The organism is Sphingomonas trueperi, from assembly GCF_040545665.1.
GTDB lineage: Bacteria > Pseudomonadota > Alphaproteobacteria > Sphingomonadales > Sphingomonadaceae > Sphingomonas > Sphingomonas trueperi_B.
Genome location: NZ_JBEPMH010000001.1, coordinates 507,955 through 520,949, shown reverse-complemented (window position 1 = coordinate 520,949; position 12,995 = coordinate 507,955). Strand labels below are relative to the sequence as shown.

Here is a 12,995-nt window from a genome sequence, read left to right as displayed (position 1 = left end):
TTAGCAAGATTGCGGTTCCTACCTAGTTCAGGCGCGGCGCAGCACCGAACGGCCGGCATAGACCGCCGCGTCGCCCAGCTCTTCCTCGATGCGGATCAGCTGGTTGTACTTGGCGAGCCGGTCCGAGCGCGCGAGGCTGCCGGTCTTGATCTGGCCGCAGTTGGTGGCGACCGCGAGATCGGCGATGGTCGCGTCCTCGGTCTCGCCCGAACGGTGCGACATCACAGCAGTGTAGGAAGCGCGCTGCGCCATGCTCACCGCTTCCAGCGTCTCGGTCAGCGTGCCGATCTGGTTGACCTTCACCAGCAGCGAGTTGGCATAGCCACCCTCGATGCCGCGCAGCAGGCGCTCGGGATTGGTGACGAACAGATCGTCGCCGACCAGCTGCACCTTGTTGCCGAGCAGGTCGGTCAGCGCCTTCCAGCCTTCCCAATCGTCCTCGGCCATCCCGTCCTCGATCGAGAAGATCGGGTAGCGCGCGGCGAGGTCGGCCAGGAACGCGGCGTTCTCGGCCGAGGAAAGCGTCTTGCCCTCGCCCACCATCTTGTACACGCCGTCCTTGAAATATTCGGTGGCGGCGCAGTCGAGCGCGAGCATCACGTCGTCGCCGGGCGTGTAGCCGGCGGCCTCGATGCTGCTCATGATGAAGTCGAGCGCTTCGGTGGTCGAGGCGATGTTCGGCGCGAAGCCGCCCTCGTCGCCCACGCCGGTCGCCAGGCCCTTCTCGTGCAGCTTCTTCTTGAGCGTGTGGAAGATTTCCGAGCCGCAGCGCACCGCCTCGACGATGTTCTCGGCGCCGACCGGCACGATCATGAATTCCTGGAAGTCGATCGGGTTGTCGGCATGCTCGCCGCCGTTGATGATGTTCATCATCGGCACCGGCAGGACGTGCGCGTTGACGCCGCCGACATAGCGATAGAGCGGCAGCCCGCGCGCATCGGCCGCGGCCTTGGCGGCGGCGAGGCTGACGCCGAGGATCGCGTTAGCGCCCAGGCGGCCCTTGTTGGCGGTGCCGTCGAGCTCGATCATGGTGCGGTCGAGATCGGCCTGGTCTTCGGCGTCGAGGCCGAGAACCGCCTCGGCAATCTCACCGTTCACCGCATCGACGGCGCCTTCGACGCCCTTGCCGAGCCAGCGGGACTTGTCGCCGTCGCGCTTTTCCACGGCCTCATGGGCACCGGTGGATGCGCCCGAAGGCACGGCGGCGCGGCCGAAGCTGCCATCGTCCAGCAGGACATCCACTTCCACCGTGGGGTTGCCACGGCTGTCGAGAATCTGGCGGGCGTGGACGTCGATGATTGCGGTCACGTCATGGTCTCCGTAACATATCTGGAATGAGGCGCGCGGTGCCTCTAGCGGTTCGCAAGGGAACTCGCAAACGGGGCCGTTGTTGTTTCGGCGAGCATGGAGGGTTTTTGATCATGACAGACGAAACGACCAGCATTTCGGGCGATCCGCTCGCAGGCAATATGGGTGCGACCGGCGCGGCAGGCGGCGGCACCGAGGGCGGAACCGGCGCGGAAGGCGCCAGCTTCACCCGCAACGCCTCGGACACGATTCGCGAGGAAGCCGCCAAATATGCCGACCAGGCCAAGGAGCATATCCTGGGCTTCGCCGGCACCGGCAAGGAACGCGCGACCAGCGCGCTCGACGAAGTCGCCGAGATGATGCGCACGGCCGCAGGCGACGTCGATGCCAAGCTCGGGGCGCAGTATGGCCAATATGCCCGTACCGCCGCGGACGGCATCGCCGGCTTCGCGGATTCGCTGCGCGGCAAGGAAGTGAACGAGCTGCTCGATGAAGCGACCGAGTTCGTCAAGAAGAGCCCGGCGATCGCGGTCGGCACCGCGGCCGCGCTCGGCTTCGTGCTGGCGCGCGTGATCAAGTCGGGTATCGAGGCATCGGGCACCCCCGGCGCCGCTTCGCCGACCGCCAGCGCCACGCCGTCGAACGACGACGCCCGCAAGGCCGAGCCCGCGGGCGCCGCCACGCCGGCCTCGCCCGACACGACCCAGAGCTAAGGACGGACAGCACAGGGCATGGACGCCCCCCGAACGGAAGACGCCGGCATCGGTGAGCTGATCGGCCAGCTCACCGAAGACGCCAAGGATTATGCCCGCGCCGAGGTCGACTATTTCAAGGCGGTTGCCCGGTCCAAGGTGGCCGAGGTCAAGGGCGCGGCGATCGCCGCGGTCCTGGCCCTCGCGCTCGCCCTGGCCGCGGCGATCGGCCTGATCGTCGGCGCGATCCTGACGCTGGCGACGCTGGTCGGCCCCGGCTGGGCGACGCTGATCGTCGTCGGCGTCAGCCTCGTCGTCGCCGGCCTGCTCGGCTGGGTGGCGGCGCGCGGCATCCGCAAGGCGATGGGAGCCGAAGCATGACGGTACCCCGCGATCCCGATGCCGCCCGGGCCCGTGCTCGTGCGGCGCGCGACAAGCTGATGGCGACGGTCGGCACGATCCAGGAACGGCTCAAGCCGCGCAACATCGCGCACGAGGCGATGGACAATGCGCGGCAGACCGTCACCACCATCGCCCGTGAGGGCACCGAGGCCGTTCGCGAGCGCCCGTGGCTTGCCGCCGCGGTCACCAGCGGAATCGGGCTGGTGCTGGCGCGCGGCTGGATCGTCGACATTTTCCGCAAGGGCAAAGACGAAACCGATGGACCCACAAAGGGTTCGGGAAAATCAGACAGCACAGAAGGATGACGCCATGAGCACCGAAACCGAAACCGGATCGCGCCTCACCGAAAACCCCGGCCTGTTGCTCGCCGGCGGGATCGCCGTGGGCGTAGTGATCGGCATGCTGCTGCCGCGCTTCGAGCGCGAAAAGGCGGCGCTGGAGCCGCTCGGCCGCAAGCTGGCCGACGGTGCCGCCGCCGCGGTCCAGGCCGCCAAGGACAGCGGCCGCGAGCAGATCGAGTCGCTGATCCCGAACAGCGATGCCACCAAGGAACGCGTCTCGGCGCTGTTCGGCACGGTGATCGACGCCGCCAAGGACGCGACCTCGAAGCGTTGAGCCGCCTATAAGGGGGTTGAGTGCGATGCTGCAGTGCCGGTAAGGGCTGCGGCATCCCCCCACCCCCAGGAGGCGCAATGAGCAAGCTTCACCTGGTCTTCGGCGGCCGCGTTGCCGATCCGACGACCCTCGATTTCGTCGATCCCTCGAAGCTCGACGTGGTCGGCATCTTCCCCGATTATGCGAGCGCAGAGAAGGCGTGGCGCGCCGCCGCGCAGCGCACCGTCGACGATGCCGAGATGCGCTATGTGGTGGTCCACCTCCACCGCCTGCTCGATCCCGATGTCGAGGCCGCAAAGGGCTGAGATCGAAGTTGCCCCTCCCGTTCGCGGGAGGGGTGCTTATGGCAGCGGCGCCAGATCGGGCGCCACGAAGCCGCGCCGCGCCGCCACCGAGAACAGCCGCTCCCGGCTGTAGAAGCGCAGCGGCCAGTCGCGTCGGCCGATCGGCGACGCCAGCAAGCCGTTGACCCGCGCCAGCAAATCGCCTTCGGGCGTTTCCGCGAGATACAGCCGCACGCCGGCGACATAGGCGCGCGTGATCGTCTCGTGATAGCCGCTGTGATCGTCGTTGACGCCCCCGACGCTCTCGTTGAAGCGCCGGATGATCCCGCCGATCTCGGCATCGACATCCACATCCCCGCGCGCGCTGAGCAGATAGCAGCACGCCGCGAGATGCGCCTCGTGCGTCCAGTCCTCGCGCGGCATGGTGCAGGCGAGCAGCCCCTCCCCGATCCGGACGATCGCCGCGGCGCTGGGGAAGCACCGCGGCGGAAGATCGGCCGTGTCGCTCAGGCGAGCGCCCTCGCCCTTGGCGCGGCGGCGCGGACGCCGGCTTCGACATGGTCCTCGAATTGCGCGAAATTTTCGACGAACTGGTCTACGAGCTTTTCCGCGGTGGCGTCATAGTCGGCCTTGTCCGGCCAGGTCGCGCGCGGGTCGAGAATCGCCGTGTCCACCCCCGGCACCGCCACGGGCACCTCGAAGCCGAAATACGGGTCGACCCGGAACGCGGCGACATTCAGGCTGCCGTCGAGCGCCGCGTTGAGCAGCGCCCGCGTTGCCTTGATCGGCATGCGATGGCCGACGCCGTACTTGCCGCCGGTCCAGCCGGTGTTGACCAGCCAGCAGGCGACATTGCCCTCCGCGATGCGCTTCTTGAGCAGATTGCCGTACACCGAGGGATGCCGCGGCATGAACGGCGCGCCGAAACAGGTCGAGAAGGTCGCCTCGGGCTCGGTCACGCCGATCTCCGTCCCCGCGACGCGCGCGGTGTAGCCCGAGAGGAAATGGTACATTGCCTGCTCGGGGGTAAGCCGCGCGATCGGCGGGAGCACGCCGTACGCGTCGGCGGTGAGGAAGATCATGTTCTTAGGCACCGGCCCGAGATTGTCCGCCGAGGCATTGGGAATGAAGTCGATCGGATAGGAACCGCGGCTGTTCTCGGCGAGGGTCGCGTCGTCGAGATCGAGCGCGCGAGTCTCCGGGTCCATCACCACATTCTCCAGCACCGTGCCGAAGCGCCGGGTGGTGGCGAAGATCTCGGGCTCGGCCTCGGGCGAGAGGCGGATCATCTTGGCGTAGCAGCCGCCCTCGAAATTGAAGACCGCCGTGTCCGACCAGCCATGCTCGTCGTCGCCGATCAGCGTGCGGCTGGCATCGGCCGACAGCGTCGTCTTGCCCGTGCCCGACAGGCCGAAGAAGATCGCGGTGTCGCCCTGCGGCCCGATATTGGCCGAGCAGTGCATCGGCATGATGCCCTGCTCCGGCAGCAGATAGTTGAGCAGGCCGAACACGCTCTTCTTCATCTCGCCGGCATAGGCGGTGCCGCCAATCAGGATCAGCTTGTCGGTGAAATTGACCGCGATCACCGTCTCGCTCCTGGTGCCGTGGCGCGCGGGATCGGCGCGGAAGCTAGGCAGATCGATGATCGTGTATTCTGGGGCGAAGTCCGTCAGGGCCTCGACCTCGGGGCGCACCAGCAGCGTGCGGATGAACAGATTGTGCCAGGCAAGCTCATTGATCACCCGCACCCGCACGCGATGCTCGGGCTGCGACCCGCCATAGAGGTCCTGTACGAACAGCTCGTCGCGCCTGCCCAGCTCGGCGAGGAAATCCGCCTTGAGCGCGGCGAAATGCTCTGGCGTCATTGCCTGGTTGGTCTTGCCCCACCAGACATTGATCTCGGTCTCGGCATCGCGAACGATGAACTTGTCCTTGGCCGAGCGTCCCGTATGCTTGCCCGTAGCAACCACCAGCGGGCCTTCCGCGGCAAGGCTGCCCTCGCCGCGCCGGATCGCGTGCTCGACCAGCGCCGCGGTAATCAGGTTCCAGTGGAGCACTGCCGATGTTGCAATACCCTGCTCGCCAAGACCATGGCGCGACTGACGCATGTTCAAACCACCCTCCTCAATCACTATCGCGCTATTTATATGACAAAGCAGATGATTGTTTTGCCGCGCAACTTTATTTCGACTTGCGTCCTGACATGCGTCTGCCGAGGGGGTCAATCCGGGTAAGCGTTGTCGGTCGGTTGAGGCGGAAGAAACTTTGGTCTAACGGGTGTCGATGCTGATTTTGCGCCAGCCCCGGGTAGCCGGATGACCGCCACGATCGCGCTGGTCGATGACGACCGCAACATCCTTACCTCGGTATCGATCGCCCTCCAGACCGAGGGGTTCCTGACCCGCGTCTATTCGGACGGCGAAAGCGCGCTCAAGGCGCTGATCGAGAACCCGCCCGAGCTGGCCGTGCTCGACATCAAGATGCCCAAGATGGACGGCTTGGAACTGCTCCGTCGCCTCCGCGAGAAGAGCCAGATCCCGGTGATCTTCCTCACCAGCAAGGATGACGAGCTCGACGAGGCGCTCGGCCTGGCGATGGGCGCAGACGACTATATCGCCAAGCCCTTCTCGCAGCGGCTGCTGATCGCCCGCATCCGCGCGATCCTGCGCCGCACCGAGCCCGCCCTGCCGGTCGCCGAGGGCGCCGCGCCTGCCGAGCCCGCCGAAGCGCTGGAGCGCGGCCGCCTCAGCATGGATCCGGCCCGGCACAAGGTCACCTGGGGCGGCGTCAACGTCACGCTGACGGTCACCGAATTCCTGATCCTGGAAACGCTCGCCCAGCGCCCGGGCATCGTCAAGACGCGCAACCAGCTGATGGATGCGGCCTATCAGGACGACATCTATGTCGACGACCGCACGATCGACAGCCACATCAAGCGCGTCCGCCGCAAGTTCCGCCAGGTAGACCCAGAGTTCGACGCGATCGAGACGCTCTATGGCGCGGGCTATCGCTTCTCGGATGAATGACGAGCGCGACCTGGCGCTGCGATGGTCGGGCCGGGTCAGCCTCACGCCGCGGATTCTGGCGGTCAATATCTTCGCGCTGGCGCTGCTGTGCGGCGGCTTCTTCTACCTCGACAGCTATCGCAGCCGCATCGTCGACAGCCGCGTCGAGCAGACCAGCCGCGAGGTGCGGCTGATCGCGCAGGCGCTCGCCTCGGCCACCGACAAGCGCCGCGACCTGCTGGTGCTCAGCCTCGCCCGCGACATGGGCACGCGCATCCGCCTCTATGACCCGCAGGGCAAGCTGCTGAGCGACAGCCGCGAACTCGGCCTGCGCAACCTGCTGCTGCGCGATCCGGACAAGGATCCCGTCGGCCAGACGATCGCGCGCTTCCTCGACGCGGTGATCGACAAGGTCGCCGGCGCCGACCGCGCGCCGCTCTACCGCGAGCGGCCACGCGACGCCGGGCTGGACTGGCCCGATGTCCGCACCGCGCTGGAGACGCACGCCGCGGCAGCGTCGGTTTGGCGCGCGCCCGATCGCACCCCCGTCATCACGGCCGCCGCGCCGATCACCGGCCTCGGCGTGGTGATGACCGCGTTCAACGCGCGCGACATCACCCAAACAGTGCGGATCGAGCGCTATCGGCTCGGGGTGGTGCTTGCCATCGTCTCGCTGGTGTCGGTGCTGCTCTCGCTGTTTCTCGCCCGCACCATCGTGCGGCCCCTGCGGCGGCTGGCGCTGGCGGCGATCCGGGTGCGCCTGGGCCGCGCGCGCGAGGTGGTGGTCCCCCGCCTGCCCGAGCGGCGCGACGAGATTGGCATGCTCGCCCGCGCGCTCTCGGACATGAGCGGGGCCCTGCGCGCCCGCATCGACGCGACCGAAACCTTCGCCGCAGACGTCACCCACGAGCTCAAGAACCCCCTCGCCTCGCTGCGTTCGGCGGTCGAGGGACTGTCGAACGTCAAGGACCCCGCCCTGCGCGACCAGCTGCTCGATATCGTCCGCGACGACGTGCACCGGCTCGACCGGCTGATCACCGATATTTCCGAGGCGTCGCGCATCGACGCGCAGCTCAGCCGCACCACCTTCGAGCCGTTCGACCTGGGCGCGCTGATCGCGGCGCTGATCGGCCAGCGCGAGACCCGCGGCGTGCCCGAGGAGATACGCCTCCGCTTCGATCGGCCCCGCGGCCAGTCGATGGAAGTGATGGGCGACCCCACGCGGCTCGAGCGCGTGTTCGAGAACCTGATCGAGAACGCCCTTTCCTTCTCGCCCCCCGGCGGCCTGATCGCCATCTCGGCGCAGGAGGAGGGCGACACGCTCGCTGTCTGGGTCGAGGACGAAGGCCCCGGCGTGCCGGAAGAAGCCCGCGAGGCGATCTTCCGCCGCTTCCATTCGGTGCGCCCCTCCAGCGAGGCGTTCGGCCAGCATTCGGGGCTCGGGCTTGCCATTGCCCGCACCATCGTCGAAGGCCATCAGGGAAGCATCATCGTGGAATCGCGGGAGGATCGATCGCAGGGGGCACGCTTCGTGGTGCGGCTGCCATTGGCGGCCCGCGCATGAGCCCGCCCGTCGACCCGCCCGCGCTCCCGGCAGCCTATAACGAGAGCACCATGCAACGGCGTCGCCCCAAACATATCCTGCTCGTCACCGGCATGTCGGGTGCCGGCAAGTCGACCGTGCTGCGCACGCTCGAGGATCTCGGCTGGGAGGTGGTCGACAACCTCCCCCTCCTCCTCCTCAACCGCCTGCTCGATACCGCGCCCGGCGCGGACGGCGGCGACGACGAGCGCCCGCTCGCCCTCGGCATCGGCACCCAGACGCGCGGCTTCGATGCCGAGAGCATCGTCCAGCGCATCAAGAAACTCCGCGAGGACCAGGGCCTCGATGTCGGCACGCTGTTCCTCGAATGCAGCGGCGCCGAGCTGATCCGCCGCTTCTCCGAGACCCGCCGTCGCCACCCGCTGGCGCAGGACCGCCCCGCCGAGGACGGCATTGCGCGGGAACGCGAGCTGCTCGGCCCCTTGCGCCGCTGGGCCAACCGGCTGATCGACACGACGGACATGAAGTCGAACCAGCTGTCGCAGACGATCCGCGGGATCTTCTCGGCGGACGGCGGCAAGACCACCTTCAGCGTCACCTCGTTCGGCTTCTCCCGCGGCCTGCCGCGCGATGCCGACCTCGTCCTCGACATGCGCTTCCTGCGCAATCCGCACTGGGACCCGGTGCTTCGTCCCGGCACGGGACTCGATGCCGATGTCTCCGCCTATATTCAGGCCGACCCGGCCTATGATGCCGCGATGGCGCAGATCGAGTCGCTGCTGCTGCTGCTCCTCCCCCGCTACCAGGCGGAGGGGAAGGCCTATGTGACGATCGCGTTCGGCTGCACCGGCGGACGGCACCGCTCGGTGCATGTCGCCGAACGGATGGCCCGCCGGTTGCGCGACGAAGGATTTTCGCCCACGGTGACGCACAGAGATTTGCAGACCGCGCCACAGGACTCCCTGGAGGGGGCGCCGGTGTCCATGGCTAGGGGCGGAGAATAGAATGATCGGGTTGGTGCTCGTGACGCACGGACGACTCGCCGAGGAGTTCGTCGTCGCGATGGAACATGTGGTGGGGAAACAGGAGCAGGTCGCCGCGATCTGCATCGGTCCCGAGGATGACATGGAGGGCCGCCGCGCCGACATCGCCAGCGCCATCGGCGCGGTCGATTCGGGCGAAGGCGTGATCGTGCTGAGCGACCTGTTCGGCGGCACCCCCTCCAATCTCGCCATCTCGCTGATGAAGGCGGGCAAGGTCGAGGTGATCGCCGGCATCAGCCTGCCGATGCTGATCCGCCTGGGCAGCGCCCGCAAGACCATGTCCGTCACCGACGCGGTGCTCGCCGCGCGCGACGCCGGCCGCAAGTACGTGACCGTCGCGTCGGAAATGCTGGGGCCGCCGCAATGAGCCGGGTGTCGCGCGAGGTTCTGATCGAGAACCGCCGCGGCCTCCACGCCCGCGCCAGCATGGCCTTCGTCACGCTCGCCAGCACCCAGCCCTGCGAGCTGACCGTCGAGAAGGACGGCAACAGCGCCGCCGGCACCTCGATCCTCGACCTCATGATGCTCGGCGCCGCCAAGGGCGACACGATCACGATCTGGGCCGAAGGCGACGGCGCGGAAGGCGCGGTGCAGGCGTTGGTCGAGCTGGTCGAAGCGCGGTTCAACGAGGAATAGCGGGCGCTAAGCCCCTCCCCTGAAGGGGAGGGGTTGGGGTGGGGCAGTGTCTCACCGAGACCAACCTACGTTCTGGAATCCCTCCACCCCCAACCCCTCCTCCGAGTAGGAGGAGGGGCTAGATAGTAGCCCCCGCCCCCATCCCGCCCTATAGCGCGCGGATGCCACGCGAAATCACCGCCTATTCCAACCCCCTCATCAAGCGCATGCGGAATCTCCGCGACAAGCGCCACCGCCGCGAAGAGGGGCTGTTCCTCGCCGAGGGCCTGCGCATCCTCACCGAGGCGCGCGAGGCCGGCCGGGTTCCCGACTATCTGTTCTACACCGCCGAGACCGCCCGCCACCCGCTGGTCGTCGCCCTCGTCACCGCCACCGAGGCGCAGGGCGGCGAGGCGATCGAGACCAATGCCGACATCCTCTCCAAGCTCTCGGGCAAGGACAATCCGGGCGCGGTCGTCGGCGTGTATCCGGAGTTCGCGCTGGACCTCGCCGATATCGACCGCAGCACCGCGCCGATCTGGCTGGTCGCCGAACGGCTGCGCGATCCCGGCAATCTCGGCACCATCCTGCGCACCGGCGACGCGGTGGGCGCCGGCGGGCTGATCCTGATCGACGACTGCGTCGATCCCTTCTCGGTCGAGGCGGTGCGCGCGAGCATGGGCGCGCTGTTCACCGTGCCGGTCGCCCGCGCCCGCTGGGAGGAATTCGAGTTCTGGCTGCGCGCCGGCCCCGGCCAGCTCGTCGGCCTCAGCCTTGATACCGATCACGACTATCAGGCCCCGCGCTACGCCGCGCCGACCTTCCTGCTCACCGGCAACGAGGCACAGGGCATGCCGCCGCATATGGAAGCCGCCTGCGATCTGCTGGTAAAGATCCCCATGCTCGGCAAGGCGGACAGCCTCAATGCGGCAGTGGCAACGGCGGTGATGGCCTATGAAGTACGCAACCAGTTCCGGCAGGCCTGAGCGCGCGCGGCGCGCCGCCGCAGCCCTCGCGCTGGCGTGCGGCCTCGGCGCCGTCCTCCCCGCCGCCGCGCAGGCGCCCACGCCGCCGACGGTCCGCGAGCAGCCCCGCGCCGGGACGCCCCCGCTCGACGCCGAGGAGCAGCTGCTGCTCGGCGACTGGCGCGTGACCGGGGTCGACGGCCACCCGACCGTCCCCGGCAGCCGCGCCCGGCTGAAGCTGGAGGGCCTGCGGATCAGCGGCTATACCGGCTGCAATGCGCTGGGCGGCAACTACCGGGTGGAGCGCGGCTACCTCACCACCGGCGGCGTGATCACCACCCGCCGCGCCTGCTCGGCGGCGCTGATGCGGCAGGAAAAGGCGCTGCTCGCGCTGCTCGACCAGCGCCTGGCGGTCCGCCAGAGCCATCGCGGCCGGCTGCTGCTGACGGGGCGGGATGGGAAGTCGCTGGTGCTGGTGCGGGTGGCAGCGAAGTGACATGTCCGTGCAAACAAGGCAGGTAACCGGCGCCGCGTCCGCGCCCGCCTAGGCCTTGGTGACGGCCATCCCGGCTTCCACACCATCCCAATAGGGCGGATTTCCGAAGGCGTGGCGGAGCCAGTCGAGCAGCGCTGCAACCTTGGCCGGCGCGCTCCGCGACAACGGGTAGCACAAGAAGAGCTCAGCACCCTCCGCCTCGGCGGCGATGTCGATGTGGACGAGCGATCCAGCTTGGACCTGCTCGTAGACAAAGAAGGTCGGCAGCAGCGTTATGCCAAGGCCGGCGAGCGCCGCGTCCCGCATGATCAACCCATTGTTCACGCGAAAATTGCGGCGAGGGCGCACGACCGTCCAGCCGGTGGGCCCGGCGAACCGCCAATCGGCATCGCGATTGGAATACAATATGGCGAAATGGCCTTCGAGGTCCCCCGCGGAGATGGGCCGGCCCTGTCGTTCAAGATAGCCGGGAGAGGCGACAAGGATGCGGCGCGTGGTGGCGAGCCGCTTGGCGACGATGCGCGCATCGGCAATCGGGCCATGCCGCAGTACGGCATCATATCCGTCCGCCGCCACATCGACGAAGCGGTCATCTAGGTCGAGCGTCAGTTCGATGCCGGGATGTTTCGTCAGAAATCCGTAGAGCGCCGATCCGAGATGGAGATACCCAAAGCTCACCGGCGCGGATATCCGCAGCGGACCGGTGAGCGTGTTGCCGCGTTCGGCGATCTCGCTCTGGGCCTCACGCGCCTCGAACAGAATACGCTGTGCGCGCGGCAAGAAGCGCTCCCCATCCTGGGTCAACGCCAGCTTTCGCGTCGTTCGCTGCACAAGGCAGCCCCCCAGCATGCGCTCGAGCTCGGCCAACCGTTCGCTGACCACCGACTTGGCGAGACCAAGCCGTTGCGCGGCCGCGCTGATCGAGCCGGCCTGGGCGATGGCGAGGAACGCGGCTATCCCGTCGAGCTTCATATCGTTCGCCCTCCCCGAACATAGAAATCGGGCTTTGCCGTCTAGTGATCCCGCGAGGCAGCGCGCACCTTCCCGTCCAACGCTGGGGATAAGCGCGCAACAGGGGAATGACCATGCTACGAATCGTACTCGCATCACTGGGACTGATGGCGGCCGCGCCCGCCGTCGCGCAGGTGCAACCCTTCCCGACGACCTTCACCACCCGTGAAATCAACACCAACGGCACGACGCTTCACGTTCGCGTCGGGGGCAGCGGACCGGCGGTCATACTGTTGCACGGCTACGGCGAGACCGGCGATATGTGGGCGCCGCTTGCCGTAGAACTTGCGCGCGATCATCGGGTGATCGTCCCGGATCTGCGCGGCCTCGGTCTCTCGGAACGTCCGGCCGGAGGCTATGACAAGAAGACCCAGGGCGCCGACATTGCCGGCGTGCTGGATGCGCTGCATGTCGGGCAGGTCGATCTGGTCACTCACGATATCGGCAATATGGTAGGCTTTTCCTTCGCCGCGGAGAACCGGGCGCGCGTGCGACATTTCGTGCTGATGGATGCGCCGATACCCGGTGTGGGTCCTTGGGAGGAAATCCTGAAGAACCCGCTGCTCTGGCATTTCCGGTTCGGCGGTCCGGACATGGAACGGCTGGTGGCCGGTAGGGAGCGCATCTATCTCGACCGGTTCTGGAACGAATTCTCCGCCACACCTGCCAAGTTCAGCGAAGCTTCCCGACAACATTATGCACAGCTCTATGCGTTGCCGGGCGCAATGCACGCCGGTTTCGCCCAGTTTGCCGCATTCGATCAGGACGCGATCGACGACCGTGCCTTTCTCGCGACTGGCAAGCTCACCATGCCGGTGCTCGCGATCGGCGGCGCCAAATCCTTCGGGACCACCATGGCCGTTGTGATGCGCTCGGCAGCAACCAACGTCACCGAAGCCGTCGTGCCCGATTCCGGACATTGGCTCATGGAAGAACAACCCGCAGCCACGGTCAAACTGGTTCGGGATTTCCTGGACACCGGCAAGTGAACCCGGTGGGCCCGGCCCGTGTAATCC

The 12,995-nt window shown here is 67.6% G+C and carries 17 protein-coding genes; 13 read left to right on the top strand and 4 right to left on the bottom strand.

All coding sequences use genetic code 11. The features are described from left to right. Positions 1-27: 27 nt before the first annotated feature. A complete protein-coding gene (gene eno, locus ABIC65_RS02340) occupies positions 28-1,308 on the bottom strand; it encodes a phosphopyruvate hydratase (RefSeq protein WP_354306569.1) in 1,281 nt (426 codons plus the stop codon). Positions 1,309-1,421: 113 nt separating this feature from the next. On the opposite strand from eno, the gene ABIC65_RS02335 reads away from it, so the two are divergent. From ABIC65_RS02335 to ABIC65_RS02315, 5 genes are all read left to right on the top strand, one after another. After that, on the top strand, positions 1,422-2,021 hold the full coding sequence (locus tag ABIC65_RS02335; RefSeq protein ID WP_354306568.1) for a hypothetical protein: 600 nt from the start codon (positions 1,422-1,424) through the stop codon (positions 2,019-2,021). An 18-nt stretch (positions 2,022-2,039) separates the two neighbouring features. Further along, positions 2,040-2,381 carry a phage holin family protein gene (locus tag ABIC65_RS02330; RefSeq protein WP_354306567.1) on the top strand — a complete coding sequence of 114 codons (342 nt, stop codon included), beginning with the start codon at positions 2,040-2,042 and terminating at the stop codon, positions 2,379-2,381. Further along, entirely contained in the window at positions 2,378-2,707 is a 330-nt protein-coding gene (locus tag ABIC65_RS02325; protein WP_354306566.1) for a DUF3618 domain-containing protein, read from the top strand. Before ABIC65_RS02330 ends, ABIC65_RS02325 begins: the two co-directional genes overlap by 4 nt. A 4-nt stretch (positions 2,708-2,711) precedes the next feature. Next, positions 2,712-3,017, top strand: coding sequence for a hypothetical protein (locus tag ABIC65_RS02320; protein ID WP_354306565.1), 306 nt, complete (start codon positions 2,712-2,714; stop codon positions 3,015-3,017). 77 nt (positions 3,018-3,094) lie between these two features. Beyond that, entirely contained in the window at positions 3,095-3,322 is a 228-nt protein-coding gene (locus ABIC65_RS02315) for a DUF4170 domain-containing protein (protein ID WP_354306564.1), read from the top strand. 36 nt (positions 3,323-3,358) lie between these two features. On the opposite strand, the gene ABIC65_RS02310 is transcribed toward ABIC65_RS02315, so the two are convergent. Both ABIC65_RS02310 and ABIC65_RS02305 read right to left on the bottom strand, forming a co-directional pair. Further along, positions 3,359-3,724 (bottom strand): hypothetical protein, encoded by a 366-nt coding sequence (locus ABIC65_RS02310; protein ID WP_354306563.1) that lies wholly within the window; start codon positions 3,722-3,724, stop codon positions 3,359-3,361. A gap of 83 nt (positions 3,725-3,807) precedes the next feature. Next, positions 3,808-5,409: a phosphoenolpyruvate carboxykinase gene (locus tag ABIC65_RS02305; protein WP_354306562.1), complete on the bottom strand. Its 1,602-nt coding sequence runs from the start codon at positions 5,407-5,409 to the stop codon at positions 3,808-3,810. Between the two features lie 207 nt (positions 5,410-5,616). Between ABIC65_RS02305 and ABIC65_RS02300 the strand changes: the two genes are divergently transcribed. The 7 genes from ABIC65_RS02300 (at position 5,617) to ABIC65_RS02270 (ending at position 10,968) form a co-directional block, all read left to right on the top strand. Beyond that, positions 5,617-6,327 carry a response regulator transcription factor gene (locus ABIC65_RS02300; RefSeq protein WP_064312094.1) on the top strand — a complete coding sequence of 237 codons (711 nt, stop codon included), beginning with the start codon at positions 5,617-5,619 and terminating at the stop codon, positions 6,325-6,327. Continuing rightward, on the top strand, positions 6,296-7,870 hold the full coding sequence (locus ABIC65_RS02295) for a stimulus-sensing domain-containing protein (RefSeq protein ID WP_436286692.1): 1,575 nt from the start codon (positions 6,296-6,298) through the stop codon (positions 7,868-7,870). The genes ABIC65_RS02300 and ABIC65_RS02295 overlap by 32 nt, the downstream gene beginning before the upstream one ends. Positions 7,871-7,920: 50 nt before the next feature. After that, complete coding sequence (gene rapZ, locus ABIC65_RS02290; RefSeq protein ID WP_354307762.1) at positions 7,921-8,853, top strand: RNase adapter RapZ; 933 nt, start codon at positions 7,921-7,923, stop codon at positions 8,851-8,853. A gap of 1 nt (position 8,854) precedes the next feature. Beyond that, positions 8,855-9,259, top strand: a complete 405-nt coding sequence (locus tag ABIC65_RS02285; RefSeq protein WP_064312096.1) for a PTS sugar transporter subunit IIA — start codon at positions 8,855-8,857, stop codon at positions 9,257-9,259. Further along, positions 9,256-9,528, top strand: coding sequence for an HPr family phosphocarrier protein (locus tag ABIC65_RS02280; protein ID WP_064312097.1), 273 nt, complete (start codon positions 9,256-9,258; stop codon positions 9,526-9,528). The genes ABIC65_RS02285 and ABIC65_RS02280 overlap by 4 nt, the downstream gene beginning before the upstream one ends. A 161-nt stretch (positions 9,529-9,689) precedes the next feature. After that, positions 9,690-10,493, top strand: coding sequence for a TrmH family RNA methyltransferase (locus ABIC65_RS02275; protein ID WP_354306560.1), 804 nt, complete (start codon positions 9,690-9,692; stop codon positions 10,491-10,493). After that, positions 10,462-10,968, top strand: a complete 507-nt coding sequence (locus ABIC65_RS02270) for an META domain-containing protein (RefSeq protein ID WP_354306559.1) — start codon at positions 10,462-10,464, stop codon at positions 10,966-10,968. Before ABIC65_RS02275 ends, ABIC65_RS02270 begins: the two co-directional genes overlap by 32 nt. Positions 10,969-11,016: 48 nt before the next feature. Here ABIC65_RS02270 and ABIC65_RS02265 read toward each other — a convergent pair whose 3' ends face one another. Then, on the bottom strand, positions 11,017-11,940 hold the full coding sequence (locus tag ABIC65_RS02265) for a LysR family transcriptional regulator (RefSeq protein WP_354306558.1): 924 nt from the start codon (positions 11,938-11,940) through the stop codon (positions 11,017-11,019). A gap of 146 nt (positions 11,941-12,086) precedes the next feature. Between ABIC65_RS02265 and ABIC65_RS02260 the strand changes: the two genes are divergently transcribed. After that, complete coding sequence (locus tag ABIC65_RS02260) at positions 12,087-12,968, top strand: alpha/beta fold hydrolase (protein WP_354306557.1); 882 nt, start codon at positions 12,087-12,089, stop codon at positions 12,966-12,968. The last annotated feature ends 27 nt before the right edge of the window (positions 12,969-12,995 follow it).